This is a genomic window from Novosphingobium sp., from assembly GCF_030696665.1.
Taxonomy (GTDB): Bacteria; Pseudomonadota; Alphaproteobacteria; order Sphingomonadales; family Sphingomonadaceae; genus Novosphingobium.
In genome coordinates this window covers 39,569-66,525 of record NZ_JAUYRV010000033.1, presented here as the reverse complement: position 1 = coordinate 66,525, position 26,957 = coordinate 39,569, and the positions used below count along the sequence as shown (strand labels likewise).

24 protein-coding genes are annotated in these 26,957 nt (G+C 61.8%); 5 read left to right on the top strand and 19 right to left on the bottom strand.

Annotated features, from left to right (window positions below):
- Positions 1 to 122: 122 nt before the first annotated feature.
- Complete coding sequence (locus tag Q8R81_RS09005) at positions 123 to 1,649, bottom strand: adenosine deaminase (protein WP_305617094.1); 1,527 nt, start codon at positions 1,647 to 1,649, stop codon at positions 123 to 125.
- Between the two features lie 150 nt (positions 1,650 to 1,799).
- On the opposite strand from Q8R81_RS09005, the gene Q8R81_RS09000 reads away from it, so the two are divergent.
- The 3 genes from Q8R81_RS09000 to Q8R81_RS08990 all read left to right on the top strand — a co-directional run bounded on the left by Q8R81_RS09000 (position 1,800) and on the right by Q8R81_RS08990 (position 4,312).
- A complete protein-coding gene (locus Q8R81_RS09000; RefSeq protein ID WP_305617093.1) occupies positions 1,800 to 2,732 on the top strand; it encodes a LysR family transcriptional regulator in 933 nt (310 codons plus the stop codon).
- A gap of 94 nt (positions 2,733 to 2,826) precedes the next feature.
- Positions 2,827 to 3,357: a phosphoribosyltransferase gene (locus tag Q8R81_RS08995; protein WP_305617092.1), complete on the top strand. Its 531-nt coding sequence runs from the start codon at positions 2,827 to 2,829 to the stop codon at positions 3,355 to 3,357.
- Between the two features lie 4 nt (positions 3,358 to 3,361).
- On the top strand, positions 3,362 to 4,312 hold the full coding sequence (locus Q8R81_RS08990; RefSeq protein WP_305617091.1) for an NAD(P)-dependent oxidoreductase: 951 nt from the start codon (positions 3,362 to 3,364) through the stop codon (positions 4,310 to 4,312).
- On the opposite strand, the gene Q8R81_RS08985 is transcribed toward Q8R81_RS08990, so the two are convergent.
- The 6 genes from Q8R81_RS08985 to maiA all read right to left on the bottom strand — a co-directional run bounded on the left by Q8R81_RS08985 (position 4,285) and on the right by maiA (position 11,430).
- A complete protein-coding gene (locus Q8R81_RS08985) occupies positions 4,285 to 4,962 on the bottom strand; it encodes a cytochrome b/b6 domain-containing protein (protein WP_305617090.1) in 678 nt (225 codons plus the stop codon). The genes Q8R81_RS08990 and Q8R81_RS08985 overlap by 28 nt on opposite strands.
- Positions 4,963 to 4,989: 27 nt before the next feature.
- Positions 4,990 to 5,451, bottom strand: coding sequence for a cytochrome c (locus Q8R81_RS08980; protein ID WP_305617089.1), 462 nt, complete (start codon positions 5,449 to 5,451; stop codon positions 4,990 to 4,992).
- A 26-nt stretch (positions 5,452 to 5,477) separates the two neighbouring features.
- Complete coding sequence (locus Q8R81_RS08975) at positions 5,478 to 6,785, bottom strand: ankyrin repeat domain-containing protein (RefSeq protein ID WP_305617088.1); 1,308 nt, start codon at positions 6,783 to 6,785, stop codon at positions 5,478 to 5,480.
- Positions 6,778 to 8,118 (bottom strand): DUF1552 domain-containing protein, encoded by a 1,341-nt coding sequence (locus Q8R81_RS08970; RefSeq protein WP_305617087.1) that lies wholly within the window; start codon positions 8,116 to 8,118, stop codon positions 6,778 to 6,780. The genes Q8R81_RS08975 and Q8R81_RS08970 overlap by 8 nt, the downstream gene beginning before the upstream one ends.
- Positions 8,115 to 10,568: a DUF1592 domain-containing protein gene (locus tag Q8R81_RS08965; protein WP_305617086.1), complete on the bottom strand. Its 2,454-nt coding sequence runs from the start codon at positions 10,566 to 10,568 to the stop codon at positions 8,115 to 8,117. Before Q8R81_RS08965 ends, Q8R81_RS08970 begins: the two co-directional genes overlap by 4 nt.
- 229 nt (positions 10,569 to 10,797) lie before the next feature.
- Positions 10,798 to 11,430 carry a maleylacetoacetate isomerase gene (gene maiA, locus Q8R81_RS08960; protein WP_371135343.1) on the bottom strand — a complete coding sequence of 211 codons (633 nt, stop codon included), beginning with the start codon at positions 11,428 to 11,430 and terminating at the stop codon, positions 10,798 to 10,800.
- Positions 11,431 to 11,604: 174 nt separating this feature from the next.
- Here maiA and Q8R81_RS08955 point away from each other — a divergent pair, with 174 nt between their 5' ends.
- Positions 11,605 to 12,789, top strand: coding sequence for an acyl-CoA dehydrogenase (locus Q8R81_RS08955; RefSeq protein ID WP_305617085.1), 1,185 nt, complete (start codon positions 11,605 to 11,607; stop codon positions 12,787 to 12,789).
- A gap of 60 nt (positions 12,790 to 12,849) precedes the next feature.
- Here the strand turns inward: Q8R81_RS08955 and Q8R81_RS08950 are convergent, their stop codons facing one another.
- The 12 genes from Q8R81_RS08950 to Q8R81_RS08895 all read right to left on the bottom strand — a co-directional run bounded on the left by Q8R81_RS08950 (position 12,850) and on the right by Q8R81_RS08895 (position 24,510).
- The gene (locus Q8R81_RS08950; protein WP_305617126.1) at positions 12,850 to 13,743 is read right to left on the bottom strand and encodes a LysR family transcriptional regulator; all 894 of its coding nucleotides are present in this window, start codon (positions 13,741 to 13,743) and stop codon (positions 12,850 to 12,852) included.
- 175 nt (positions 13,744 to 13,918) lie between these two features.
- Positions 13,919 to 14,800, bottom strand: coding sequence for a phytanoyl-CoA dioxygenase family protein (locus Q8R81_RS08945; RefSeq protein WP_305617084.1), 882 nt, complete (start codon positions 14,798 to 14,800; stop codon positions 13,919 to 13,921).
- A 76-nt stretch (positions 14,801 to 14,876) separates the two neighbouring features.
- Positions 14,877 to 15,989: an MFS transporter gene (locus Q8R81_RS08940; protein WP_305617083.1), complete on the bottom strand. Its 1,113-nt coding sequence runs from the start codon at positions 15,987 to 15,989 to the stop codon at positions 14,877 to 14,879.
- A 182-nt stretch (positions 15,990 to 16,171) separates the two neighbouring features.
- Positions 16,172 to 16,939: an SDR family NAD(P)-dependent oxidoreductase gene (locus Q8R81_RS08935; protein ID WP_305617082.1), complete on the bottom strand. Its 768-nt coding sequence runs from the start codon at positions 16,937 to 16,939 to the stop codon at positions 16,172 to 16,174.
- A 1-nt stretch (position 16,940) separates the two neighbouring features.
- Positions 16,941 to 17,495, bottom strand: a complete 555-nt coding sequence (locus Q8R81_RS08930) for a cupin domain-containing protein (RefSeq protein WP_305617081.1) — start codon at positions 17,493 to 17,495, stop codon at positions 16,941 to 16,943.
- Positions 17,496 to 17,512: 17 nt separating this feature from the next.
- The gene (locus Q8R81_RS08925) at positions 17,513 to 18,412 is read right to left on the bottom strand and encodes an NmrA family NAD(P)-binding protein (protein ID WP_305617080.1); all 900 of its coding nucleotides are present in this window, start codon (positions 18,410 to 18,412) and stop codon (positions 17,513 to 17,515) included.
- Positions 18,413 to 18,426: 14 nt separating this feature from the next.
- Positions 18,427 to 19,338, bottom strand: a complete 912-nt coding sequence (locus tag Q8R81_RS08920; RefSeq protein ID WP_305617079.1) for an NAD(P)-dependent oxidoreductase — start codon at positions 19,336 to 19,338, stop codon at positions 18,427 to 18,429.
- A 22-nt stretch (positions 19,339 to 19,360) separates the two neighbouring features.
- Positions 19,361 to 20,575, bottom strand: coding sequence for a thiolase family protein (locus tag Q8R81_RS08915; protein WP_305617078.1), 1,215 nt, complete (start codon positions 20,573 to 20,575; stop codon positions 19,361 to 19,363).
- Positions 20,576 to 20,583: 8 nt separating this feature from the next.
- Complete coding sequence (locus tag Q8R81_RS08910; RefSeq protein WP_305617077.1) at positions 20,584 to 21,264, bottom strand: SDR family NAD(P)-dependent oxidoreductase; 681 nt, start codon at positions 21,262 to 21,264, stop codon at positions 20,584 to 20,586.
- 16 nt (positions 21,265 to 21,280) lie between these two features.
- Complete coding sequence (locus Q8R81_RS08905; protein WP_305617076.1) at positions 21,281 to 22,684, bottom strand: aspartate aminotransferase family protein; 1,404 nt, start codon at positions 22,682 to 22,684, stop codon at positions 21,281 to 21,283.
- 1 nt (position 22,685) lies between these two features.
- Positions 22,686 to 23,456: an SDR family NAD(P)-dependent oxidoreductase gene (locus Q8R81_RS08900; protein WP_305617075.1), complete on the bottom strand. Its 771-nt coding sequence runs from the start codon at positions 23,454 to 23,456 to the stop codon at positions 22,686 to 22,688.
- Between the two features lie 34 nt (positions 23,457 to 23,490).
- The gene (locus Q8R81_RS08895; protein ID WP_305617074.1) at positions 23,491 to 24,510 is read right to left on the bottom strand and encodes a phosphotransferase; all 1,020 of its coding nucleotides are present in this window, start codon (positions 24,508 to 24,510) and stop codon (positions 23,491 to 23,493) included.
- 288 nt (positions 24,511 to 24,798) lie between these two features.
- On the opposite strand from Q8R81_RS08895, the gene Q8R81_RS08890 reads away from it, so the two are divergent.
- Positions 24,799 to 26,904, top strand: coding sequence for a PQQ-binding-like beta-propeller repeat protein (locus tag Q8R81_RS08890; protein ID WP_305617073.1), 2,106 nt, complete (start codon positions 24,799 to 24,801; stop codon positions 26,902 to 26,904).
- The last annotated feature ends 53 nt before the right edge of the window (positions 26,905 to 26,957 follow it).

The window sequence follows — 26,957 nt, the reverse complement described above, 5'->3', positions numbered from 1 at the left end:
CCTCTCCCTGTCGTCTTTCCCGTGCTGTCGTCCTTTCGATCACGCCGTCAGTGTGGCGGCGATACGCAAGTCGCGCACTTAGTCAGTCTTTGTTGCCCGGTGCCCTGAATGGCCCATCGTCTTCATTGCTTTGCCGCCCGCCGCAGCCGCTCTTCTTCAAAGGCAGCGAAGCGCTGTTCAAGGTCGGCCTGAAGTTGTGCTTTTCTGTTTTCGGACAGGAACTTGGTACAGCTGGGCGTGGCCAGATCGGCACAGGCACCAACGGGTTTCAACAGGTCGGGGTTGCTCCACAGCGCGGCCCCCGGAAGGAAGGAATAGTGCAGTCCGGCGCGCGCCACCCTTTTGAGGTCAGCATAGCCAAGGCCCTGTTCGCGCGCGGCGCGGACGTATTCGTTGGTCATGTCTGACCGCAGAACGCCCTGATCGTCAGTCGAAAGCACAACGGGGACGCCGTGGGTGCGATAGAGGTTCAGCGGGTGATCTTCGCCTTGCACGCCAAGGATCACATCGTTGCTGGACAGGTTGATCTCCACGGCCACCCCATCGCGGGCCATGCGTGCCATCGTGTCTTCAGCCTTGTCTTCAAAAGCGATGCCGGTGCCGTGGCCGATGCGCTTGGCACCCACGGCCACAGCCTGCGCGATATGGTCACGCAAATCCTGCGGCGGGACGAGGCCGAGCGTCACTTCGCCCGCATGGAGCGAAAGCTTCACATTCGGATATTTCGCAGCAAGGAAGCGGATCATCGCCATGTGCAGCTTGTAGTCGCGCCGCGCCGGGTAGGCGTCCTCGGGCATGACGATGTTCACGCCGACAAAGCGCGGGTCGGCATCGGCGATCATGAAGCCGAGGATGAGCGAGCGATAGACCGGCCCGGGCGGCAGCGCCCGCAGGGCCTGAAAGAGGTACTGGACCGCAACCTTGCAGCCCGGTTCGGCAGCCGCCGTGCCGCACGCCATCGCCTTTTCCGCCGCCGCTTCATCGGCATCAAGTTCGGCGCTGGCCTTGGGCAGGAGGGGTGCGAGCGCCTTTACCTCAGCAGCATAGCGTGCCGCCAGATCAGCCTCGACCAGCAGGCCGGAGGGCGCAGACGGCACCGAGGAGGTGAGCGCAGCGGTGTTGTGATCGAGTTCCAGGTAGGAGAGGTTATCGCCCGCAGCGATGCGCCGCGCCGCCACCAGCATCTTTGCCGTCTCACCCGCGATCGGGCCAAAGCGGGTGAATGCCCCGAAGAACTGGTTGTGACCCGTAATGTCATTGCGGCCCACGCCGCGCTGCCAGCCGCGGGTGGACATGGCGTTGACCAGCCGGTCAAAGCCGAACTCGTCCGCCACAGCGAAACGCTCGATAATGCGCTCAGCCGGGCATGGCGGTGGCTCCACACCAAGGCCGCTGGCATCGACGCAGAACCCCTTGGCCCCGGCCCATTCCAGAAAGTCCTCGGCATAAATCGCACCGCCCAGATGATTGTGCAGATCCCCGCCCTTGGGCATGCCGCGCAGGAACACGCGCAGCGCGGGCGGGCTGTCCTTTGCCTTTTCAAACAGTGCCGCAACTTTCGCCTCGCGCGCTGGATCGAGCGGCAGAGGTTCAGCTTCGGCAACGGCAGGGGCGACGATCAGGGCCGCGACGGCAAGCGCGGAGCGCATGCGCGCGCGCCTTCTCGTTGCCGAACTCCCCCCTGTCATGTGCGAACCCTCCGTCGCCAAAAATGCGACGACGATTGACTAGGGACTTGACCTATCCGCTACAAACGCAATGAATCCGACGCAGTGTTGCAAAAATTAGGTAGGGTCACCGTGCCGGCATTCTCCCGCTTCCTACGCTATTTCATCGCCGTCGGCCGCCTCGGCTCGATCCGGAAGGCTGCGGACGAACTGAACGTGTCTGCGTCGGCCATCGACCGGCAGATCCTCAACGTCGAGGCAGAGATCGGCATGCCGCTGTTTGAACGCCTGCCCACCGGGCTACGGCTGACATCAGCCGGTGAGATCATGATGGCAGCCGGTGGGCGCTGGCAGAAAAGCCTGAGCGAAGTGCGTGCCCAGATCGAGGACTTGCGCGGACTGAAACGCGGCCACGTGGAAATCGCGGTGATCGATGCGCTTACCAAAGGCGCGATCCCTGCCGCGATCCAATCCATCCAGAGCCGCTACCCGGGTATCACCATCGACGTGAAAGTGACCGGCAACGACCAGGTCCGCCGCATGATTGCCAGCAACGAGGTGGACTTCGGCATCTTCTTCGATCCCGAATCCTACCGCGACATCACCGTGCGCGCCTTTGTCGATGTCCACCTCGGGTTCATTACGCCTGCGGGCCACCCGTTCGGCCAGCAAGCCGAGGCGCGCTTTTCAGCCTGCATCGGCTCGCCGGTTGTCGTCCCCTCGCCCGCGCTGGCTGTCCACCAGCAGATCGCCGTGCTGGAAGGGACCAGTCGCGCCACGCTCGACAAGAAGGCGACCAGCAACAACCTGCAGATGATAACTTCGCTGGTGCTGCAGGGCGTAGGTATTGGCATCCTGACCTCGCTTGATGTGATGACCGAGGTCAAGGCGGGTCTGCTGTCCTTCACCCGCATATCCGATCCGGTACTGCGCCCGATGACGCTGGCGCTCTGCACCGCCGCCGCGCGCCCGCCGTCCTATGCCGCCGACATCGTGCTGGGCGAAATGCAGACCGCGTTCGGCCAGTTGGCCTATCCGTCCGATCCGGCGACAGTCGTGCAATAGGAATGGCGCAAAAAGGCGTGGGAACCACGATTGCCCCACGCGGCGCAAGGCGATACCTGAAAGTCTTGTCAGACTGCCAACGGACTTTCCGGACATGACCGATTCCGCCGCTCCGGTGCTCAACTACATCGCCTATGAGGACTTCCTCACCAAAGTGCGCGGCCTTTCGCGCACGCTGGCAGCCGATGCGTGGAAGCCCGATTTCATCATCGGCATCGGGCGTGGCGGGCTGGTCCCGGCGGTCTATATCAGCCACGAACTGCAAGTTCCGATGCTCTCGATCGACCATTCATCGAAAGTGCCGGGCTTTGCCGACGAACTTCTGGGCAAGGTTGCGGGCAAATCGGCGGATGGCACGCGGCTGCTGTTCGTCGATGACATCAACGATAGCGGCGGCACGATTGTCTACATCCGCAAACTGCTGGCCGAGTATGGCTGCAACAAGGATAATCTGCGCTTTGCTGTGCTGATGGACAATTGCCGTTCACAGGCCCGGGTCGATTACGCCGCCGAGGAGATCGACCGCGCGCAGGACAAGCGCTGGTTCGTGTTTCCGTGGGAAGCGGTCATGACCGCCGATACGCTGGCCGAAGAAGCGCAGGCTGTTCCCGAACGGCTTGCCTGAACCCATGCGGGTTCTGCTCACGGGATCGACGGGTTGGCTGGGCCGCTATCTGGCACCGCGCCTGCGCGCCCAAGGCCATGCGGTGGTCGGCCTCGACATTGCCCCCGGTCCTGACACGCAGATTGTCGGCTCGGTGGCGGACCGGGCAGTCATCGATCAAGCCTTCGCCCAAGGCATTGACGCGGTGATCCACTCTGCCGCCCTGCACAAGCCCGATATCGTCCGCTACCCGGAGCAGGCCTTTATCGACGTAAACGTCACCGGGACGCTGCACCTGTTGCAGGCGGCGAAGGCGGCTGGGCATGACCGTTTCGTGTTCACCTCCACCACATCGCTGATGATCAGCCAGCAGGTGCGCGACGAAGCGGGCGATGCCGCCGTCTGGCTTGATGAGCAGACCGGCCCCCTCGCCCCGCGCAACATCTATGGCGTGACCAAGCTTGCCGCCGAGGGCCTGTGCCGCCTTTATGCGCAAGAGCATGGGTTGCCCTGCGTCGTCCTGCGTACAGGGCGTTTCTTCCCGGAAGACGATGATACGCTTGCCCAGCCATCGGGCGAAAACCTGAAGGCCAACGAACTGCTCAACCGCCGCCTGACCGTGGAGGATGCCGCCGATGCGCACATCGCTGCATTGGAACGCGCGCCCGATCTGGGGTTCAACCTGTTCGTGCTGTCAGCGCCGACACCGTTCAGCCGTAGCGACGTGCGTGAACTGAAGGCGAACGCGCCTGCCGCCATCGCGCGCTATTTCCCCGATGCCGCAAGCCTTTATGCCGCACGCGGGTGGACCCTGCCACGCAGCATTGGCCGGGTCTATGACGCCAGCCATGCCGAACGCCGCCTTGGCTTCCGCTGCCAGACTGGCTTTGCGCAGGTGCTGGACGCCCTGCGAGAGGGCCGCCCCCTGCCGTTCGCACACGATCCGGCCTACACGTCGCCCGCACTGTTGAAATGAAAGCCCTTCGACACGGCCCAGACCAGCGCGAGGATCACCACAAGCCCGATCAACGCGCGGACGGGTGACCAGCGGACATCGTCGAGAGTTTCACCCTGCTCACGCTCGCGCCTGCCGGTAATCATCGGGCTGACAAGGTCGCGCCCGACGAGAAACTGATAGAACCCGATGGCGCAGACGTGCAGGCCGATCAGCCCCAACGCCACGTTGAACGCCACTTCATGGATTTCCGCAGCAGTGCGGCCACCATCGAAGCTGATGTAGTCGGCCAGCGGTCCTGATTCCAGACCGTCCACGTCCACCGAAAACAGCCCCGCCACGACCAGCGTCAGCAGCACCGCCAGCAAGGCCGCAACGCTCCACCCACCCAGCGGGTTGTGCCCGTCGGTGGCGTGTTCGTCCGCAGCCTTGCGCGCATAGGCCAATACGGTGCGCGGTCCTTTGAGAAAGTGGGCGAACCGAGCCGTCCGTGATCCGGCAAGGCCCCAGAACAAGCGGAACAGCAGCAGCGCAAGGATCAGGAGGCCCGATTGGCGGTGCCATTCCATCTCGTGGTTTTCCCCGCTCCACCACGAGAACGCGAACAGCCCCAGCAACGACCAGTGGAACAGCCGCACCGGCACGTCCCACACGCGGACCTTTTCCGTCACCGCCCTTTTCCCCCTGCCGCAGGCCGATCAATCATCGGCGCGGAATTGCTTGTGGCAGCCGCTGCAGGTTCCGCCAACAGCCTTGAATTGCACGCCCACGGCTGCTGCGTTGCCACTACCTGCCACGGCCACCAGTTTGTCTGCTTCGGCGATCAACTTTTTCGCGTGACCATCGAACGTCGGGCGCTGGCTCCAGATCGCTGGCAGAGCGTCAGTCTTTCCAGCAGAAGGGCCGGTGCCGTTGGGGAACAGCGGCCCCTGCGCCCGCGCCATCGCCGCAATGGTCTTGGCCGCGCCTGCCATCTTGGCCTTGTTCGCGCTCCCGGCAAGCTCGTCCTTGATCACCTTCATTGCGCCGCCCATCTTCTTGAAGTTGGCTTGGCGCAAGGCGATCGTATCGGCGGGAGACGCGGCCACCGCCAACGAGCCGCCAGCCGCAGCAAGCACGGCAAGCGCCGCAGCAAAAGTTCGGAAACTGGGCTTGTTCATGGCAAAGTCCTGTCTTGGTGTATTCGTCACAAAATCGGTTTCAGCGCGAGTGCAGAAGGCGGCATTTGGGGAAACACTTTCAAATAGGTCTCACGCACGGTGGCAAGACCGTTTTCGACCATGCTCGCCGCAGTCCGTCCATGCTTGTCCGCAAGATTAGTCCGCGCACCCCGGTCTGCCAGAAGGCGCAACATCGGTTCGAGGGCGGGATGCCATGCGCCCCCAAGCACACGATGTAGCGCGGTAGATCCATTGGCATCAGCGTAATTGACGTCAGGCACAAAGTCCAAGGCAACGGCCAGAGCTTCCGCATTCTGGCTTGATGCCGCAGCCAGCAGGACGTTGGTGCCATTCGCGAAGGCGAACCCCTTGTCCGCCCCGGCTGCCACAAGCAATCGCATTGTCTCCGCCTGCCCCGCCTGCGCGGCGGCCAGTAACGGCGGCGTCGGCGGAACTGGCGGCGGCGGAACGCCAAAGTTTGCCTCGGTCACCCAAGTGATGCGCGATTGTCCGGTCAAGCCATTAGGATCAGCCCCCTTGGCCAGTAGCGCCGAAACCAGCGCCCCCTGCCCCGCAGCAGCGGCAACGTGCAGCGGGCTATTGCCTGTGCGGTCGATCTCGGCAAGGTTCCACTGTCCCCGCGCCAGCAGCAACTCAGCCGCTGCCCAAGCCTTCTGGTAAAGCGCCAGTTGCACCGCGCTGGTGTTCTCAGGCCCGCGATAGCCAATGTCCGCACCCGCTTCGGCCAGCAGCGCCACCGCATCGGCATTGCCGCCGGCGATGGCAAAGAACAGCGGGGTAAAGCCGCCAGGCGTCACGCGATTGACCTTGGCTCCAGCCTTGACCAGCAAGGCCACCGCCTCAACCTTTCCGGCAGAAGCAGCCCACATCAGCGGGGTTTGCCCACGCGGGTCGGGGGTGTCGACCTTTGCGCCCTTCGCCAGCAACACCGCGACGGCTTCAGGCGGCGCAAACCGCGCGCAAAGCGCCAGTGGCCAAGCGCCTTCAGCACCCGGCTTGCGTGGATCGGCGCCAGCGTTGAGCAGCGCGGCAACGATTGCCGGATTGCCCCGCTCGCAAGCCAGCGCCAGCGGCGTCAGGCCGTTGGCGTCGGCCACGTTCGGCTTTGCGCCGTGTTGCAGCAGCAGCGTAACAAGCGCCGGGTCTTGCACTTCCACCGCGCGAGCCAGAGGACTTTCGCCATAGTCCAGCGCTGCATTAGCATCGGCCCCTGCTTCGAGCACAGCATGCAAGGCAGCCGCATCGTCCGCCGCAATCGCATCGGCCACCGGCATCGCGCCTGCCAGCAGCAAACCAGCGACAAGTTCAAGCATCGCGCAACCCTTTCAACGGGCCACTGCTATCGCCAAAGCTCTTTGCCGGAACGCCCAGCAGGTTCAGCCCCGCGAGCATCAGGTCCGACATGGATGTCCCCTTCGCCACCTCCAAATGCCGCCCACCCTGCACCAGCCCGCCCGCAAGGATCACCGGCAAGTCCATGAAATCATGGTCGTTGGAATCGCCAAACGCCGAGCCGCGCAGCACCAGCATGGTATCGAGCAGCGACCCTTCGCCGTCGGGCGTGTCCTTCAACCGCTGCAGCATGTAGGCGAAGAACTGCATGTGATAGCGGTTGATTACCGCCAGCTTGGCCAGTTTCTCCGCGCTGCTACCGTGGTGGCTGAGCATGTGGTGTGAATCAGGCACGCCGATCTCGGGATAGGTGCGGTTCGAAATCTCGCGCCCGATCATGAATGTGCCTACGCGCGTAAGATCAGCCTGCAACGCCATGACCTGCAAGTCGATCATCAGTTTCACATGGGTTGCAAAGTCATCCGGAATGCCTGCCGGGGCCTGCATCGTGGTACTCTGCGCCACCGCCGGAGAGGTTTGCGCGCGCTGAATACGCTTCTCTACGGCGCGCGTCGCATCAAGATATTCGTCAAGCTTATGGCGATCCTCCATCCCCAGCGCCCCCGAGAGCCGCGCTGCATCCTCGCGCACAAAATCGAGGATAGAGCTTTGCCGCCGTAGTTGCGCAAGGCGGCTCGTCTCGTCCAGCGCTTCGCCATCGCCAAACAGCCTTTCGAAAACGTCGCGCGGATTTGCGGTCACCGGCAGCGGCACCGTTGGCGTCAGCCACGAAATCCCGTTGGTATAGGCGCAGGAATAGTTGATGTCGCAACTGCCCAGCAGGCTCGCCTGATCGATCCCGAGTTCGAGCGAGGGGATTTGCGTTGCGTCTCCCAGATGGGCGGCAAACACCTGATCCATCGACACACCGCAGCGAATGTCCGGCCCTTCGGTCTGCTTCGCATGCGTACCGGTCAGGAACGCCGGGCAAGACCGGCCATGCCCGGCAGGCCGGTCCCCAAAGGCTGCGGCCTGCGGATGCCCAAGGCCGCTGACGACCAGAATATCCTTGCGGTGCGGCTCCAGCGGGCTGAGCGTTGACGGCAAGGTGAAATCGCCACCGGTCCCGGTTGGCCGGTATTCGGCCATCGTCATGCCATTGGGGCTGTAGAACACCTGCAACCGCTTGGGCCGCTGCGCCACGTCTGCAGCCTTCGCGCTGGGCATCATCGCTTCCAGGAACGGCAGCGCCATTGTGGTGCCAAGCCCACGCAGCACCGTGCGGCGGGAAAGGGGGGCGCGGCGCAGGATCATCGCCTTGCCTCCGCCACTTGCAGCGCAGCGGTTTTCCGCATGGTGAACGCAGGGCTGGTCACAATACCCCTGACGATGGTCTGCACGCGATAGTCCTCCTGCGCAGCCTTGCGCGCAATCGCACGGATCGCCGGCATGTCCTGCGGGCCAACCCCGCGTGCCAGCGCATAGGTCATCAGCCGTTCGGTAAAGGCCTGCGCAAACTCGTCACGCCGATCCAGCAGCACGTGTTGCAGGCCGGTGAAGCCGGTAATCGTGCTGCCATCGGGCATGGTTGCGGTGTTGTCGATTGATTGCCCCGCATCGACCGTACGCCACGCCCCCACCGCATCGAAATTCTCAAGCGCGAAACCCAGCGGGTCCATCTTTACATGGCAGGCGGCGCAGTTGGGGTTGGCGCGGTGGAGTTCAAGCTGCTGTCGGGCGGTCAACTTGCGCCCATCATGCTCCGCCTTGAGCGCAGGCACATCGGGCGGTGGCGGAGGTGGCGGCGATGCCAGCATGTTGTCGAGAATCCACTTGCCGCGCTTCACCACCGACGTGTGGTTGCCATAGGACGTCACCGTCAGGATGCTCGCCTGCCCCAACAACCCGCCGCGCGCGGTGGCCGGATCAAGCGCCACCTTGCGGAACGCGGTGCCGCTAACCCCACCGATCCCATAGTGCCGGGCCAGCCGCTGGTTGAGGAAGGTGTAGTCTGCGCGGATAAAGTCCGTCACCGGACGGTTGGCACCCATGACATACGCAAAGAACATCTTCGTCTCGGTCGCCATCGCCGTGCGCAGGCGGGTGTCGAAATCGGGGAATTCGGTGATATCCGGGCGCTGCTGATCAAGATTGCGCAGATAGAGCCACTGCCCTGCAAAATTCTCGGTCAACGCTTGCGCGCGCGGGTCGGCCAGCATCCGTGCGATCTCTGCGTCGAGAACACCGGACGCGCGAAGCTGCCCCTGTTCGGCCAGTGCGAGCAGCCGCTCGTCAGGGATCGAACTCCACAGAAACAGCGCCAGCCGCGTGGCCAGATCAAGGTCAGACACTGGATAGGCCGTGCCCATGATCCCGGCAGGAGGCGGACTTTCCACCACAAACAGGAACTGCGGCGAAACAAGGATCGCCTCAATGGCCACCTCGATACTCTGCTCGAACGTCGCATTCGTCCGCTCTGCCCCATAGAGGCGCATCAGCGGTGCGACCTCTGCGGTGCTGACCGGCCTGCGCCACGCGCGCCGCGCCAGCGATGCGATGATCTCCTGCGCGCAAGGTGCTTCTTCGGCGGCTCTACGCGGGCGGCATGTAAAGATCGCGCGCTGGCTCGGCGTCTCGGTGATGCCCTTTGCATCGTAAGGCCCAGCCACATCCACCTGCAGCACGTCACGCGGGAAATTGCGCTGCGAATAGCGCGGGTGCATCCGCCACGATGGCACCTGCACCGTACCCGCACGCTTGCCATCCACCCACACGTCCATCGGCAACAGCTTCGGCTTGTCGAGCGGCAACGGCACATAGTCGGTATCGTTGCGCAGCCACTGCACGCTTTCATCGGGCCAGGTCTGGCGGCGGAACGAAACGCTGATCCGGTGCGTCCCCGCCGTCAGCGGAAGACGCAGCGTATAGCGGTCCTCGGTCAGCCGGTCGGTCTCGTTGTTCGTGTTCGAATTGAGCCACGCAACGACATCGTACGTGCCATCATACCGCGCAAAATAGCGCACGACAGTGCCCCCGCGCGAGGCCAGCGGCAAATCTCCGCCAGCCCGCTCGTTAAAGGCAGGAACGCCCGAATTCATCACCGATCCGTCCTTGGGCACCTGCCACGTCGTGACGAAGGCCCGCGATGGGACCAGCCCCGTCGCCTGCCGGGCCACTTTCCCCGCTACCGCGACATAGCGCTCCATCAGCGTGGGCGAGACGCTCAGCACATCGGCGATATTGTCGAACCCGAAGCCGGAATTGTCCGGCGGCAGATCGCGCGCCACATCAGCCTCAACCCCCAGCAGATCCCTGACAGCATTGGCATATTCAATGCGGTTCAGGCGGCGCACGGCGGACTTGCCGGGATCGGGATGGGCTGAAACATACTGCGCACGGCCAGCATCAAGCCACTCCACCATCGCGGCCCGTTGCACCATATCGGGTTGCGGCTTCGAATGCGGCGGCATCTCACCCGACGCGACACGGCGCAGGATTTTCTCCCATGCCTCGGTATTGCGGCCGTTCGCGATGTCAGACGCGCGCAGGTCAGCGATGGAAAGCCCGGCAACATTGTCGAAATCGTTGTGGCAACGCGAACAATACTTGTCGAGGATCGGCTCGATCATGGCTGCCCGGCTTTCGGCCAAAGCAACATCGGTGGGGCTATCGGCTTGCACGGAGGCGACAAGGCAAGTGCCGGTCAGCGCCGCGCTGACGATCAGTGCGAAACGTCCGGCGGGAACCCGCCAACCCGCCTTCATCCGAATTGCGCCCCTTGTTGCCTGATAGAGATACGGTCCGGGTGACCATATCGAGCGCGGACCTATCTGGCGGGGGAGCAAGCGTCCATTGCCATTAACCGGACGATGCGTGTCCTAAATTAGCGCACTCCGTGATACGCCTGAAGCGAAAGGACAGGATCACAAGGCGCGGCGTTTTCCACCGCTCACCCTCACCGGTCCGTTTTGTCCAACCCTTGCGCAGCATTGGTCATTCGGCGTCGGGCTGCGCCTCGGGCCGCGCCCGCTGAAACGCTTCGGTGGCAAGGCAGTTTGCCTCGATCTCGCCGATGCGGGCGGAACGGAGCGTTGCACCAAATCGCCGCGCATTGACCAGTTGCGGGACCAACAGGATGTCGGCGAGACCGGGGGTTTCACCAAAGCAGAACGGCGTGTCAGTGCGCGGAAGCAGCGCCTCGAACGCAGCAAGGCCTTCTTCGATCACATCGCGCGCCCATTGCTTTACGGCATCTTCGCCCAATCCGTTGGCCCGCAGCCGGTCAAGAATTTTCAGGTTCTGGATCGGATGAATGTCACAGGCGATCACTTGCGCCGCGGCACGGACCTTCGCGCGGGCAAGCGGTGCGCGCGGGAGCAGTTCAGGCTCGGGGTGCACCTCGTCAAGGTATTCGCAGATCGCCAGCGACTGCGTGAGCACATCATCGCCCACTACCAGCGCGGGCACCATGCCTTGCGGATTGAGCGCCAGGTATGCCGGCGCGCGCTGTTCGTTCTTGCGCAAATGGTGCGACACGTTGTCGTATTCCAGCCCCTTCAGGGCAAGCGCGAGGCGCACCCGGTAAGCGGCAGTAGATCGAAAATAGCCATGCAGTGTCATAGACATATGCGCCATAAACTCGCTTTCAATCATGCGCTGCCTGGTCAGCAGCGGCTTCGGCGTGACTGAGGCCATCTGCCCAGATTACACGCTAGTCCAATCCACCATCATGCTGCACTAATCTCTGCTCTTGCTGATAATACGCAAGTGAAGGATCAGTGAGATCAAAGGAGAATGCCGATGGCCGCCGCAACCCGTTTCGCCTGGGAAGACCCGTTTGACCTCGAAACCCAATTGACCGAGGACGAGCGCATGATCCGGGACGCGGCCCGTGGTTTTGCGCAAGACGTGTTGCAGCCCCGCGTCATCCAAGCATACCGCGAGGAAATCGCAGCGCCCGAACTTTTTCCGGCTATGGGCGAAGCGGGCCTGTTGGGCATGACGCTGCCCGAACAATACGGTGGTTCTGGTGCAAGCTACGTCGCCTACGGACTTGTCGCGCGCGAGATTGAGCGTGTCGATTCTGGCTACCGTTCAATGGCATCGGTGCAATCCAGTCTGGTAATGCATCCCATCTATGCGTTTGGGTCGGAAGAGCAGAAGCGCAAATATCTGCCCGGCCTCGCTGCAGGAAAGCTCATCGGCTGCTTTGGCCTGACCGAGCCGGATGCCGGGTCTGACCCAAGCGGAATGCGCACCACTGCGCGCCGGAACGGCGATGGCTATGTCCTTACCGGTTCAAAGACCTGGATCAGCAATGCCCCGTTCGCCGATGTGTTCGTCGTCTGGGCAAAATCGGAAAGCCACGGCGGAAAGATCCGGGGCTTCGTGCTGGAAAAGGGCATGCAAGGGCTTCACGCCCCCAAGATCGAAGGGAAACTGTCACTGCGCGCATCAACCACCGGGATGATCCTGATGGACGATGTGAAGGTCGGTGCCGATGCGCTGCTGCCGGACGCAGCAGGGCTGAAAGGTCCGTTCGAATGCCTGAACCGCGCGCGTTACGGTATCTCATGGGGCGCGCTCGGTGCCGCCGAATTCTGCCTCCATGCTGCGCGGCAGTACGGTCTGGACCGCAAGCAGTTCGGCCGACCGCTTGCCGCCACGCAGCTTTATCAAAAGAAGCTCGTCGAGATGATGTGCGATGTGGCGTTCGGGCTACAGGCATCGTTGCGCGTTGGCAGGCTTATGGATGAGGGCCGCTATGCGCCCGAGATGGTCTCGATGGTAAAGCGCAACAACGTGGGCAAGGCGCTTGATGCGGCGCGGATGGCGCGTGACATGCATGGCGGCAACGGGATTTCCGAAGAATATCAGGTCATGCGGCACATGACGAACCTTGAAACCGTGAACACCTACGAAGGTGCGCACGATGTCCATGCGCTGATCCTGGGGCGTGGCATAACCGGCATCGCGGCATTTTGATGATCGTGTGCCGATTTGCCGCGAAATCATCGAACCCAAGGAATTCATGATGCGGTCCGATCAGGGACGGTACTTCAGGCTTTCCAGCAGCAGTTGGAACGCGACAGTAGGCTGGCGGCGGCTGGGGTAATACAGGAAATAGCCGTCGAACGGCTCGCACCAGTCGTCCAGCAGCCGCACAAGTGAGCCATCGACCAATTGCCGCTGCACATGGTCTTCAAGCGAAAAGGCAATGCCGTGGCCCGCAACTGCTGCTTCGACCACCATGTCCATGTCGTTGAGAACAAGGTGCCCATCGACTTTCACCCGGATAGAGCGGGAGCCTTGGTCAAATTCCCACGCATAAAGGCCGCCCGAAGTGGCAAAGCGCAGATTGATGCAGGAATGCTGCGTCAAGTCCTCTGGCGTTCGAGGAATACCCTTGCCTTCAAGGTACGATGGCGCGGCAAAGGCTGCCATGCGCAGTTGCGGGCCGATGCGCACTGCGATCATGTCCTTGTCGACACTTTCCCCCAAACGGACCCCGGCATCGAACCGCCCGGCGACAATATCGGTGAAAGCGGCATCAATGTTGATTTCGACCGTGATGTCGGGATTGGCGCTCGTCAGCCGATGAACCGCCGGCCAGATGATAGTCCGCGCAGCGTGGGCCGGACAGGAAAGCCGCACAGTTCCGGCGGGGCGTTCGCGCAATGATGTGAGCGAGGCAAGCTTGCTGTCGATCTCGCTGAACGCCGGGCGCAGTGTTTCTAGCAATTGTTCGCCCGCCTCGGTTGCTGCAACGCTGCGCGTGGTGCGCGTCAACAGGCGAAGGCCAAGCTTCTCCTCAAGCCTGCGCACCGCATGGCTCAGTGCGGATTGTGACACGCCCAGCTTCGCAGCGGCGCGCGTGAAGCTCTGTTCCTCGGCCACAACCACGAACTTGGCCAGACCGCCCAGATCCTCGCCATGCATCGCTATGCCATCGGTCAGTTTCATGAATTTGGCTCATAAACTCAGGCGCTTTGCCTTGTCTAGTTGCAAAATTCACGATTAGCGCAATCCGACTTGACGGAAACTTCTTTGACACAATGCCAGCCAATGAGTTTTGGACCAACGCCTTTTCCAAATGGCCTGCACCGCTTGATTGTCATTCCAGCTCTTGCGCCAATGAAAAGGATTTTCCGTCGTTGACGAGTTCAGCCGGATCAACCAGTTGCCCATCAACTTCAATCCAGCCCATGAAATTGCGCCCGGCTGACCAGCCGAGCAAGCGGCGGATATGTTCGGGATAAGATGCCACGACTTCGGGCGAGAGCGTGAGATACATGTTTTCTTCCTGCCGCAGGTGCGCGGCATCAAGGGCAACTGTAAGCCCCGTCCGTGGGCGGTCGGTCGTGTTTTCACCACCTGCGTGGTAGGTCGATCCCAGAAAGACCAGCGCTGAACCGGCCTTCATCTCGGTCGGCACGGCTTCGTGGCGCTCAGGCATCCGTTCGTCGTCCCACAGATGGCTTCCGGGGACCACAAGTGTGCCGCCGTTGGCTGCCTCGAAGTCGGTAATCGCAATCATGATCTGCAAACGCGCTTCGCGCCCTCCCGTCGGATGGCGCCACAGGAAGACCGTATCATCGCGGTGGAGCGGTTGCGATCCTTGCCCTGGCCAGATCTGAATGGCCTGCGCCATCCCGATGCGGATGTCAGGCACGATCTCAGTTCGCCCCTCGCCAAACCAAACCTTCACCGGCTTGGCAAGTATGGCCTGCGCAACATCGTGAAACAGCGGATTGGTCACGACATCTGCCATCGCGGTAGTACGCATGAAAAGCCGGCTGAGACGGCGTGTCTTCGTCCCGAGGAAAGCATCCTCTTGCGCACCAGGCGTTGCTTCCAGAAGTGCCCCAAGATCAGCGCGAAGCCGTTCAAGCACAGCGTCCGTGAGGAAATTCTCAATGATCGCCCCGCCGTCACGGTTCAAGACCTGGACGATTTCGTCGGTCGACGCGGTGTTGGGCAGGGTCTGCACGGTCATGTCCATGTTCCTCAGTTTGGCGTCGGCCAATTGGAGCCCTACGCCGTTGCGGCCACTTCACAGCATGATCAGCGCATCACACCGACCACTTGCCGGATCGTATCCAAGCTAAAAGTGTAGGTCGATCATGTCCTACACTTTTATGGCGAGCAGCAACGCGATCGGCAAGGCCAAGCCCGATCATCAGCAGCAGGCTCAGCCCTATTCCCAGCGGTGCAAGGCTGGGCGCAAACGATAGCGCCGCGCCGATCGACGGACCAATCGCTCCGCCGAAATTGATGCCGGACCCCGAAAGCGCCACCGCACGACCGCTCTCATCGATCTCGGCAAGCAGGCCTTGCAGATACGGCAATGCAAAACTGGATGAGGCACTCAACAAAACGACGCCCGCCGAAAACAGCACAGTGTTCGACTGGCAATACATCGCCACCGCGATGTAGACTTGCAGCAGGAAGCCGATTGCAAGGGGCTGGCGCAGCCCCAGCTTCATGCCCAGCAACGCCGCCGCGGCTGCCCCCACCAGCATGGCAATGGCGCTGATGGTGAACAACGCGGTCAGGTGAGGTTCCGACAGCCCCAGCGCAATCCCGGCCTGATCGGCATAAGCCCACGTTCCGGCTTGTGCCACGAACATCAGTGTCACTGCGGCCAGCACCGCGCGTGATCCGCGTGGAAGCGGCGAGCGACCGACTTTCACTTTTCCGGTGCTGATATGCCCGCGCGGCACCCATATCAGCAGCAATGTCATGGCAAGGATCATCGCCAGCTCCGTACCGAACAGGCCGGCAGAGCCAAATCGTGCGATCACCGGTGTCACCGCAAAGATCAGGCCTGAAAAGACAATGGCCAGGGCAACCATCATGAAGGCATAGATACGTTCGGGCCGCTTGTGATCTGCGGGCAGTGCGTTGGCCGCCGCCGCAATGATACCCAAGCCGCCACCGAAAACGATGCGCGACAGGACTAACAAAGCGACCGATGATGTTGCCACGCTGGCGGCTGCGCCTGCGAGGGCAATGGCCATACCCACCGCCGTCGCCTTGCGCTTGTCTCGGCGGGCAACGGTTCGCGCAGCAGCGCTGGCCGATAGCGCAAGCGCCAGCATTTCGGCCGTCGCCACCCAGCTTGCTGCGCTATGGCTTATGCCAAAAGCTGTGCCAACGACCGATATTTCATAGGGCAAGACCATGAAACTCAGCCAAGGCAGCGTGCTTACAAGCGAAAGCGCGGCTGTGCCGGGCCGGGAGAATTCGGACGTTGCCTGATTTGGCGCACTGCGATCTGCGTCACGTCCGTTCCCCGAATTCGGCATGTTGGCATTGTCCCGTCCGTTGTGCGCGAAGGCCCGCCCTCACTGGTCAGATCCCGGTCTCAGCCCGCCATGAAAAATCCGGCGGTGGATCCGCCGTCAAGCCTGTAGAAGACCCCGTTCGCGAACGCCGCCTCTTCAGATGTGAGATGCGCTACGGCGTCGGCCACTTCGGCAGGCTTGGCAAAACGCCCGAGCGGTATCGTCTTCCTGAAATAGGCGACTTCTTCGGCCGAAGCAGAGGCCAGCAGTTCGTCGGCCATAGGCGTCTCGACGAACGACGGGCACACCGCGTGGCTGCGCACACCGTCCGGGCCATGATCAAGCGCCATGCATTTGATCAGCCCGTGCAGGGCGTGTTTGGAAGTCGCATAGGCAGCATAGCCTTGGGCACCCTGCACTCCTGCATCAGAACTGATCGCCACAAACGATCCTTTGGTCTTGATCAGTTCCGGCATGACCGCACGCGCCAGATAGAAGGTGCCGTTGAGGTTGGTGTTGATGATACGGTGCCATTCGTTCGGGTCGGTCGATGTCACGGTTCCGGTTGATGCAATCCCTGCCGATGAGACCGCCGTATCGATTCCGCCGTAAGCCGTGGCAAAGCGAGCGACTACATCATCGACAGCAGCCATGTCGGCAATATCAAGCGTGGCGATCCACGGAGTGCCGCCCGCCATGCGGACTTCCTCGGCCACGTGTTGCGCCTTGGTCTCGCTCCGGCCAAGGATAGCGACGACCGCGCCTCGACGACCGAGGCGGACAGCAACCGCCCGACCGATGCCGGACGTCGCACCGGTTACAATCGCACGCTCAATTTGCGTTGCCATGTTATTCGAACCAAGCTTTCATCGCATCGTCGAGCGATTTTGTTTCAAAGCAGATCAGTTCACGATAACCGTTCGCCAGCTGCCAGGTGCCGTTCCAACCTTTGGGTGCGATGAACACATCGCCCTTGTTGAACACCTCAACGCGGCCATCCAGCGAAGTCAGCGTCGCTGTGCCATTCAGAACCACCACATGTTCATCATAGGGAAGATTGGTGAACTTGAGCAGCCCGTCGTCGGCATCGTAGACCATGCAACTCAGCTTTTCGCCCGTGTACCACTGGATCGTCCTGTGCGTTTTGACCGGGCGCAGCTGCATGGCTGCGGGCCAAGGCGCAAGCTCTGGAATATCTTTTCCGTCCATGTACTTGCGATCAAGACGCACAGGATGGAGGGGCGCATTGCCAGCCTTGGCTGCCTCAGGTTCAGGCCCGGCCGCGCATGCCGCGCCGGAAAACGCGGCAGTCGCTGCCATTGCGGCCATCGCCTTGGCAATGAATGCGCGGCGATCTTCGCTGTCGATCACTTCGATGCTCGGCTGTCTGGCGTCTTCGGACATAGGAATATCCTCTCGGTTCAAACGAATAGTTGGCGGTTGCTCTTGATATAATCGCGCACGGTTTCCTGCGGACGGCCGAGCAGTGCGGCCACCGTCTCGTTATGCGTAACCCCGCCATAGGCCTGGGTTTCGTGCTCAAAATACGTCATCAGGGCGTCGAACGCTTCGCCCATCGTCGCACGCAGCGGACCGTCATCGTCGGCATAGGCGACGTCCTCGCCCAGCTCTTCGCCAAGCAGGACTGCGATGGCCGGATAGTCGTAGCGAGCAGGAGCAGTGAGAACATGCTCCTTGCCGATGTGATCGGCAATCGGCGCTACTAGGATCGTTGCGGCAACATCGGCAATATCGCCTTCCGAAATCCACATCCGGTTTGCATCGGTGATGGCGGGCATCGCCAGCCGGCGGTTCGCCTTGACCTCGGGCGCAAGGAACCACGGCAGGTTGAACATGATCCACCCCGGCACGTTGATGTATGTTACCGGCAGCCCGCTGGCATCTAGCAGCGGCTTGGCGATCACGTGCAGGTTCGCTCCGCAGCGCGTATCAAGGAATGCCTGCGACAGGTCACTTTCGGTCAGCCCCGGCGGAATGGCAATCAGCCGGACGATCTGTGCGATGCTTCCGGCGGCTTTCGCTGCCTTGATGATGTTGGGGGTGACCACGCGTTCGTCGGTCATGAAATCGGGAGTCACAACAAACACCCGCGTGACACCTTGCATGGCCGCTTCAAGGCTGGCCGCATCATACCAATCGGCGATCACGGTTTCCGCGTCAGGAAACCGCTCCTGCAGCGCCGCACGCCCGGCCTCCCGGCTACTGGCGAGGCGCAGCTGCACACCGCCCTTTCCGGCAAGACGTTCGCTGGTCAGCCCGCCAAGATTGCCCGTGGCTCCAAGGATAAGGATCCGGTCCATCATTCACTCCGATGTCATCGTTTCGCAGGTGTGCGAAGTTGTTCGAAAATGGCGGCCAGTTCGCCCTGACCGTGCCCATCGGCAACCGCCTGTTCGAGATGCCCGACGACGAACTCGCTCCAGCGAGGATTGATGCCGGCATCCCGCGCTGCCTGCACCACCATCTGCAGGCCTGGCATCCACGCATCAAGCGGTGCGCCATCGCCAGTGTAGGCATAATTGCCGTTCTCGATCATCGGAATGCTGGCACGGAAGGTCGACAGCATCAGGCCCGGAACGACGCTGCGTTCGACCATTTCAAGGTAGTCGCGCAGCGATGCCCCTTCTGCTTTGCAAAGCGCGGCGCCTTGCAGAAACGCAAGCGTTGCCCCCGGAACCACTGTGCCCGCCAGCGCAAGATCAAGCGCCGCTGCGCTGCCGATCTGCTCGCCAACATGGACGACCTGACCGGTCAGGACCGCAAGGACAGGCTTTACAGCCTCGAAGGTTTCAGCCGGTCCTGCATAAAGTATGCTGCCTTCCGGCGTGCCGATGTGCATCGGGTATGCCTGAATAGCGCCTTCAAGGCAGGCGACGCCCGACTGACTCGTCCATTCCTGTCCGGCCCTCGCCTCGGCTGGCGTGCGTGTCGTCAACTGGATCAGTGTTTTGCCCGCAATCGCTGCGGTCACTTCAGGCGTTCGCAGCAACGTGCAAAGCGTCGGATAATCGGCAACGCAAGCAATGATCAACGGACTGGCGTTGACGGCTTCCAGCACCGAACCGGCAACCAGCGCGCCTGCTCCGGCCAGCTTTTCGGCTTTTTCGCGTGAACGGTTCCAGCCGGTAACGCGGTATCCTTCAGACAGAAGGGCGCGCGCCAACGCGGCACCCATTTCGCCAAGGCCAATCACGCTTACGTCTTTGCTCAAGCCTTGCTCTGTCATGAATTAACTCTCTGAAAGGGATCTATTTTCCAAGAAGCGTCACGACTATCGCTGCTGAATCTTCGCCCAGAAAACCGCCGCCGTTTTCGGCCAGCGCCACCATTGCGCCTTCGGCCTGTCGCGGCCCGGCATCGCCCCTGAGTTGGAGCACGAGTTCGTGGATCTGCGACAGACCGGTGGCCCCGATGGGGTGGCCCTTGCGCACAAGGCCTCCGGACGTGTTGACCGGCACGCGCCCACCGATCCGGGTGTGGCCATCGGCAAGGAACTGCACCCCCTCGCCTGCACCACACAGGCCGAGAGCTTCGTAGTAGATCATCTCGGCAGGGGACGAGGCATCATGCAGTTCGGCACAATTGACGTCAGCGGGACCAACGCCTGCGGCTTCGTAAGCTTGCCGCGCTGTCCAAGCCGTCAGCTTGTCCAGCCCTTCGGCATAGTCATACCCGCTGGCCAGAACCGAACTCAGGATCTTGACCGGACTGCGCACGCCCAATTCACGCGCCGCCTTGGGCGACATGATCACCGCCGCTGCCGCACCATCGGCAAGCGGTGAGCACATCGTCAGCGTCAGCGGTGCAATGATCGCCGGTGCTGCCAGCACGTCGTCGACCGACAGCACGTCGCGGAACTGGGCGTTGGGATTGAGGCTGCCGTGTACGCTGTTCTTGGCAGAAATGGCGGCAAAATCACGTGCGGTCGCCCCGCTCAGCGCCATGTAATCGCGCGCAAGCCGTGCATAGACGTCCATGAATACCGAGCGGGACTGACCCGCTCCTGCAGCATCGGCGCCATCATCAAGAATGAAGCGGTCAAGCGCTTCGGGATGCTCGACATCGGCGCACCCGGCAAAGACCGAAAAAACCTTCTGCTTGTCGCGGCTGTAAAGCTTCTCCACCCCGAAGGCGAGAACCACATCATAAGCGCCAAGCGTGACCATCGCCGCAGCCTGCTGCATCGCGGTGGAGGCCGTGGCGCAGGCGTTTTCGACATTGACCACGGGCACGCGACCGATGCCCAACCCGCGCAGGATCGCTTGCCCCGCAATGCAAACCTGCCCGGTCATCACCGGCGCGGCAGCGTTTCCGGCCCAGACCGCCTGAATTTTCGACGCATCGATACCTGCGTCCTGCAGCGCTTGCGTAATGGCTTCATGGGCAAGATCTGACAGGGTCCGGTCAACGTGACGCGCGATCCTTGTCGTCCCGACACCGGCGATGACAGCGTTCATCTTCATGGCTGCGCTCAGGCTCCCGAATAGCGGCCACCGTCAATGACGATGATCGCGCCTGTCATGAAAGCAGCATGGCCAGATGCCATGAAAAGGACCGTGCCGGCCATGTCCTCGGGCGTTCCGTGTCTGCCGATGGGCGGAACATCCGCACCTTTCGCCGCTGCCGAACCTTCCAACGGGCCTGCACACAGACAGTTGGAACGCACCCCGTCGACACCAAACCGCAGCGCCTGCATCCGGGTCATGTTGATAATCGATCCGGTCGCTGCGGCATAGGCAGAAGACCCTGCCGGTCCCCCCATCTGGCCGTAAGCTGACGTCACGTTCACGATGCTCCCCTTGGAAGCCTGCAGCGCGGGAAGCGCAAACTGGGTGCAAAACAGGCTGGCGGTGAACGAACCGTTCAGCGCCTTGTCCCAGTCCTCGGGCGTAACCTGCTCGAATGGCTTGTCGTCGCGGAAATCAGCGGCGTTGACGATCACATCAAGGCCGCCGAGTGCGGCAATTGCGGAATCCAGCGTCGCTTTGCACGCATCGGCGTCGTGCAAATCACCAGCAACCGTCAACGCGCGATCAACTGCCACACCATGCACGGCAACCGTTGCACCATTTGCCACAAACGCCTGCGCGATGGCCGCGCCTAGAGGCCCGTCAGTACCGCTGACGAAAACACGCTTTCCCGCAAAGCTCATGTCCATTGTCATCGCGTCACGCTCTCAGACTAGAGGCTGTGAGCTTGTCGGCAAACCGGTCGACGACCAGCGTGAACCGGCGCACGATCTCCTCGATGTCGTCCTCGGTGGCGATCAGCGCAGGTGCCATTGCCGCCAGCACGCGGCCATGCCCGCCCCGCACCAACATCTTTTCCTCAAGCGCGGATCGGCTGAGCAGGCTGCCAACGGCGGTTGGATCCGAGAACGGCTTGCCGGTGGTGCGGTCCGCGTCAAATTCGACGCCGATGATCATGCCCTTGCCGCGAATGTCGCCAACCAGTTCATGGTCGCCCACGGCTTCCCGCACACGCCGCAGCAGGATTTCGCCCATACGGGAAGCGTTGGCGAGCAAACCTTCGTTCTCGATGATGTCAATGTTGGCAAGCGCAACGGCAGCGGCAACCGAATGGCCCGAAGCGGTGAAGCCATGCCCGAACAGCCCGTCATCAGCGGCTTCGCCATACAAGACGTCGGCCACACGTTCAGAGATCAGGCACGCCGACATCGGGAAATAGCCGCTGGTGATCCCTTTTGACACGCTGATCAGATCGGCGCCCATCCCGAATTCCGGGCTGGCAAACCACGCCCCGGTGCGGCCGAACCCGGTGATGACCTCGTCGGCGATCATCAGCACATCGTGGCGATCAAGCACTTCGCGGATGGCCCGGAAGTAACCGTCGGGCGGGACCAGAACACCGCCTGCGCCGGTCACCGGTTCGGCAATGAATGCGGCGACCGTGTCCGGCCCCTCGCGCTGAATCATCGCCTCCAGTTCGTCAGCCAGCCAGCGGACATAGGCGTCCATGCCCTCTATGTGGGCGGGCCGCCGGTGGTAGTCGTGCATGTGCGTATGCAGCACACCCTCGATCGGAAGGTCGAACGTGCGGTGAACCAGCGGGATACCGGTCAGGCTGGCCGAGGCCAGCGTCGAGCCGTGATAGGCCGACAGGCGCGAGATGATCTTCTTCTTCTGCGGAAGTCCGCGCACATTGTTATAGCGCCGGACGATCTTGACCTGCGTGTCGTTGGCATCAGACCCGCTGTTGCCATAGACGATACGCCGCATGTTTTCGGGCGCAAGGTCGAGCACGCGTTCCGTCAGCCGGATGATCGGTTCGTTGCTGAACTGGGCAAAGCTGTGCACTGAACTGGTCCGCGCCATCTGCGCGGCAGCGGCATCGGCCAGTTCCTTGCGGCCGTAGCCGATGTTTGTGCACCACAGCCCGGCGGCGGCGTCGAGATAGCGCTCACCATCGACCGTGGTCAGCCACAGCCCTTCGGCGTGATCCCAGATAATGAGGTCGCGGTCCTTCTGGGAATGCAGGGCGGAAAAGGAGTGAACCAGCCCCGCTTTGTCGATGTCCTGCAACGAACGGTTTGATCCAGCACGAGCCAACATGTCAGTTTCTCCCACCCCATGTCCGACGCGCGGTCAGTCCGCCGTCGTTGACGAGAATGCTTCCGGTAAAATAGCTTGCCTCGTCCGATGCCAGATAGACCATCGTCGAAGCGCATTCCTCCATCGTACCGATGCGCTGTAATGCGGCAGCGCTTTCGATGAAGGCGTAGATCTGGCCGTCTGTCGCAGCATTTTCTGCAGCGATCAGAGGCGTGTCGATGTATCCGGGGCACAACACGTTAACCCGCACATCGGGCGCCAGCTCCAGCGCGAGCGACTTGCCCAGGTTGATCATCCCGCTCTTCACGCAAGCGTAGATGTAACTGTCGGTCGGCCCTGCAAACAGGCCGCAAACCGATGCATTGAACACGACGGAACCCTTGTTGGCGCGCAATTGCGGCAGGGCATATTGCGTCAGAAAATAGGCCGAACGCAGATTGATGTTGGCAACCCGGCGATAATGCTCCTCGGTCACGTCTTCGGGATAGGACAGATCACCGATCCCGGCATTGTTGACGAGGCAATCCAGACCGCCAAGCGCTGCCACGGCATCGTCGATCATGCGGCGGCAATCGTCCAGATCGCCAACGTCGCCGATGATCGGCACCAAGCCATCGCCCCCGCCCAACGTGTCGATTGCGGCCTGAACACGGCCGATGTCCCGGCCGTGCACGGCAACCAGCGCACCCTCCCGCCGCATCAGTTGGGCTGCAGCAAAGCCGATGCCCATAGTGCTGCCCGTAACCAGTATCCTCTTGCCGGCGAGTCTCACGTTGCGGTTCTCCCAATCGGTACAATGCGGGAAATCAATGCGAATAGCGGTCCTGATACTGCTTCCACAGTTCCTCGAAGCGCGGGTCGATCAGGTCGATCAGCCCTGCCAGTTCAGGCTTTTCGCCGGGCAGGGTCAGCGCCATGCTGGCCGCCATTTCAGCGGGCGTCAGGAAGAAGTAGGGATCGAGTTCGTTTTCCATCGTTTCGGTAACAAGGCGCAAGCCTGCAGCCGCCTGAAACGCATAGACTTCCTTCAGCCGCTGGGCAGCTTGGGCGGTGGTCATGCCCGGGTAGTAATGGTCCAGCGCCATCCGGGTCGTGCCCTCGTCCGCCTCGGCCCACATCAGCATTTCGGCCATATCCCACAGCGGATGGCCATAGGCACCACCGTCCCAGTCGATGAACACCAGTTCACCGTCCTTGCGGAAGATCATGTTCGCAAAGACCATGTCGTTGTGGGTGAATTTGGGCAGATACGGCCCGATCGCCGCTTCAAGTTCATCGACGATGCTGCGGTAGCGCGGAATGCGATCGGCCCATGCCGACGGAATATTCCCCGTCGACGCCTTGCCCGTTTCGCAGACGTTCAGATAGCGCCGGATCGTATCGAACGGCCACCAGTAGCTGATGGTTTCGTGGACAGCAGCAGTGCCTTCGTGAACAATCTTCATGCGGTCGATGATCTTGCGGATGATCACCGGGTCGGCCATCTGCTCGATGGTCATACCGGTGCCTTCCTGAAAGGCTGTAACCGAAAGGTTCGGTTCGGCGTAAAGCAGCGCCGGGCCAATTCCCAGACGGTGCGCCGCACGCACACATTCGACAACGCTGGTCTGGCGCGTGCGATACTGGTCGAAGCCGACCCGCACGACCGAGCGCCGACCGCCCCCGTCAGTCACAAAAAAGGTGCGGTTCTGCAACCCGCCAAACTTCTGTTCGACAACCACTTCGCCCGACCAGATCGGCAGCGCGCTAATATGTGCGGCGGTCTGTTCCGGCGTCCAGGTGCGCCTGACCACGGACAATTCGCTGATGACGGGGGTATCGGCCATCTTCCTCGCTTACCTTTCCGCAGCTCTGCCAATATCCGGCCAGCCTGTAATATCGAAACCGGCAGTATCTTCGCCGGGCCTGCCCAATGGAATTTTGCCGCGTCGGACGTATTGACAGAATACACCCACCGCAGGGAATCTCATCACGCACGCCACCCTAACCAGCAACCGATCAGCTTGCAATAGTGTCCTACATTTTTGCAGGCAGTATTGACTCGAGTTTGCCCGCAAGGCACTCTTCAGACAACATCGGCAGAGCTGCCGCGCACGGGTTTCCAGGAGATTGAAATGGGCTTTTTTGGCGCTGGATCAATTTTGCAGCAGATGCAGCGGATGGTGCCAGTCATCGCGGCCGCGCTTTGTGTCGGCAGCGCGCTTCCCGCCCAGGTTGCTCAGGCGGGACGTGAACCGCGCAACACCAACTGGGAGATGCTCGGCAATGCGTCGGAAATGCAGCATCACTCTGGATTGACCGCGATCAACCGCGACAATGTCGCCACGCTTGATCTTGCCTGGTGGGTTCCGATGCCGATTGTTGATGGTCTTGTCGGCAATCCCTTGATCAAGGATGGCATCATCTATCAGGGCGGGCCAAGCGCCGCTATTTTCGCCAACGACGTCAAGACCGGCAAGCTGCTGTGGTCCTACGAGGATACGGCCGATTTCAGCAAAGCGTCGCTCAGCGGCTACTGGGGCCGGCGGATGAACCGCGGCCTTGCGCTTTCAGGCGGAATGGCAATCATCACGACCGGCGACTGCCGCCTCGTCGCGGTCAATGAGAAGACTGGCAAAAAAGTGTGGGAAGCGCAGTCCTGCGATTCTACCCAGATGTACGGGATCTCTGCAGCGCCACGGGTGGGTGCAGGTCTGGTGTTCATCGGCAACGCCTGCATGGATTCGGGCACGACGCGCGGCTTTGTCGATGCACTCGATGCCAAGACCGGCAAGCGGCGCTGGCGCTTCTACACCGTTCCGGGCGATCCGGCTGAAAAGCAGGACAGCCCGCTTTATGATATGGCCGCCAAGACATGGGGCACCGGCTGGTATGAAAAATCGCACGGCTGCGGCAGCGCGTGGGATGCGATGACTTATGATCCGCAGCTCAACCTGCTGTATATCGGGGTTGGCGGACCATCGCCTTTCGATCCCAGCAAGCGCGCGTCCGATGCAGGTGACGAACTCTTCACCAATTCGATCGTCGCGGTGGATGCGACAACCGGCGAATACAAGTGGCATTTCAAGGAAACGCCGCACGATGGCTGGAACTACGATGCCACGGTCGGCATCATGATTGCCGATCTGCCGGTCGGTGGCCAAACGCGCCGCACGGTCATCAGTGTTCCCAAAAACGGCTTCGCCTACGTCCTCGATGCAAAGACCGGCAAGTTCATCTCCGGCAGCGCCTACACCGATCTGAACTGGGCCAGCGGACTGGACGCCGATGGACGCCCCATCATAAAGCCGGAGGGTCAATATTGGCTGCACCCGGAAAAGGCGAACATCGCGCTCCCCGCGCCTTCGGGAAGCCACGGATGGGAAGCTCTCGCCTATGATCCGGCAAGTCATCTGGTCTACATCCCGAACATGGTGATGCCCACCAAGATCGAAACCGATCCGAAGGCGCTTGTCGGCGGGTTGCTGATGGACTTCTACTATGGAAGTTCCGGTGATCCGAAATGGCAGTCTTATGGTGAAGTCGTCGCGTGGGACGCGGTCGCCAACAAGGTCCGGTGGCGCACGCGCACTGATCTGGCGATCAATGGCGGGCTGCTCCATACCAGCGGGGGGCTTGTGTTTCAGGGCATGGCCGATGGCCGGATCGTTGCCTTCGATGCACTGACCGGCAAGGAACTTTGGAGCCGCCAGACCGGCGGCGCAATTCGTGGCGCACCCTCGACGGTGATCGTTGACGGGGTGCAGTACGTCATCGTCCCGACCGGCAACGGCACCGCCGCTGCTACCGGATCGTACTTCTCGAAGTACAGCACCACGCCGCAATCTCGCACCGAGCCGCGTCTGCTGGCGTTCCGCATTGGCGGCAAGGCGAAGTATCCGCAGCTTGCAACGGTCGAGCCGATCAATCGTCCGGAAGTGCCGCGGCAAGACGTGGCGCTCGCCACCAAAGGCAAGATTATTTACGAATCCTACGGCTGCGTGGACTGCCACGGGATGAACGCCGACGCTTCGGGCGGACGCATTCCCAGCCTCATCCGACGCCCTCCCGCCGATCTGGCCTATCTCAAGGCAGTGGTTCAGGATGGCGCACTTTCAAAGGATGGCGGCGGCATGCCCCAGTTCAAGGATTTGACCGACGCCGAGGCTGAATCACTGTTTGCCTACTTCACCAACGAAGCTTGGGATGCGCACGAGAAAAAGGGCGCATTCCGGCCATAACAGACAGTCGGTGGGCGATTGTCGCGGGCAACCGGTATCGAAAAGGGAGAGAT

Excerpts from the sequence above, each read along its gene's own strand:
- Q8R81_RS08930 (WP_305617081.1), bottom strand. The coding sequence starts at position 17,495 with ATGTCCGAAGACGCCAGACAGCCGAGCATCGAAGTGATCGACAGCGAA.
- Q8R81_RS08990 (WP_305617091.1), top strand. The coding sequence starts at position 3,362 with ATGCGGGTTCTGCTCACGGGATCGACGGGTTGGCTGGGCCGCTATCTG.
- Q8R81_RS08890 (WP_305617073.1), top strand. The coding sequence starts at position 24,799 with ATGGGCTTTTTTGGCGCTGGATCAATTTTGCAGCAGATGCAGCGGATG.
- Q8R81_RS08950 (WP_305617126.1), bottom strand. The coding sequence starts at position 13,743 with ATGCATGGCGAGGATCTGGGCGGTCTGGCCAAGTTCGTGGTTGTGGCC.
- Q8R81_RS08940 (WP_305617083.1), bottom strand. The coding sequence starts at position 15,989 with ATGGTCTTGCCCTATGAAATATCGGTCGTTGGCACAGCTTTTGGCATA.
- Q8R81_RS08955 (WP_305617085.1), top strand. The coding sequence starts at position 11,605 with ATGGCCGCCGCAACCCGTTTCGCCTGGGAAGACCCGTTTGACCTCGAA.
- Q8R81_RS08905 (WP_305617076.1), bottom strand. The coding sequence starts at position 22,684 with ATGTTGGCTCGTGCTGGATCAAACCGTTCGTTGCAGGACATCGACAAA.
- Q8R81_RS08975 (WP_305617088.1), bottom strand. The coding sequence starts at position 6,785 with ATGCTTGAACTTGTCGCTGGTTTGCTGCTGGCAGGCGCGATGCCGGTG.
- Q8R81_RS08895 (WP_305617074.1), bottom strand. The coding sequence starts at position 24,510 with ATGGCCGATACCCCCGTCATCAGCGAATTGTCCGTGGTCAGGCGCACC.
- Q8R81_RS08970 (WP_305617087.1), bottom strand. The coding sequence starts at position 8,118 with ATGATCCTGCGCCGCGCCCCCCTTTCCCGCCGCACGGTGCTGCGTGGG.
- Q8R81_RS08995 (WP_305617092.1), top strand. The coding sequence starts at position 2,827 with ATGACCGATTCCGCCGCTCCGGTGCTCAACTACATCGCCTATGAGGAC.
- maiA (WP_371135343.1), bottom strand. The coding sequence starts at position 11,430 with ATGTCTATGACACTGCATGGCTATTTTCGATCTACTGCCGCTTACCGG.
- Q8R81_RS08965 (WP_305617086.1), bottom strand. The coding sequence starts at position 10,568 with ATGAAGGCGGGTTGGCGGGTTCCCGCCGGACGTTTCGCACTGATCGTC.
- Q8R81_RS08915 (WP_305617078.1), bottom strand. The coding sequence starts at position 20,575 with ATGAAGATGAACGCTGTCATCGCCGGTGTCGGGACGACAAGGATCGCG.
- Q8R81_RS09005 (WP_305617094.1), bottom strand. The coding sequence starts at position 1,649 with ATGCGCTCCGCGCTTGCCGTCGCGGCCCTGATCGTCGCCCCTGCCGTT.
- Q8R81_RS08920 (WP_305617079.1), bottom strand. The coding sequence starts at position 19,338 with ATGACAGAGCAAGGCTTGAGCAAAGACGTAAGCGTGATTGGCCTTGGC.
- Q8R81_RS08935 (WP_305617082.1), bottom strand. The coding sequence starts at position 16,939 with ATGGCAACGCAAATTGAGCGTGCGATTGTAACCGGTGCGACGTCCGGC.
- Q8R81_RS08945 (WP_305617084.1), bottom strand. The coding sequence starts at position 14,800 with ATGACCGTGCAGACCCTGCCCAACACCGCGTCGACCGACGAAATCGTC.
- Q8R81_RS08910 (WP_305617077.1), bottom strand. The coding sequence starts at position 21,264 with ATGAGCTTTGCGGGAAAGCGTGTTTTCGTCAGCGGTACTGACGGGCCT.
- Q8R81_RS08925 (WP_305617080.1), bottom strand. The coding sequence starts at position 18,412 with ATGGACCGGATCCTTATCCTTGGAGCCACGGGCAATCTTGGCGGGCTG.
- Q8R81_RS08980 (WP_305617089.1), bottom strand. The coding sequence starts at position 5,451 with ATGAACAAGCCCAGTTTCCGAACTTTTGCTGCGGCGCTTGCCGTGCTT.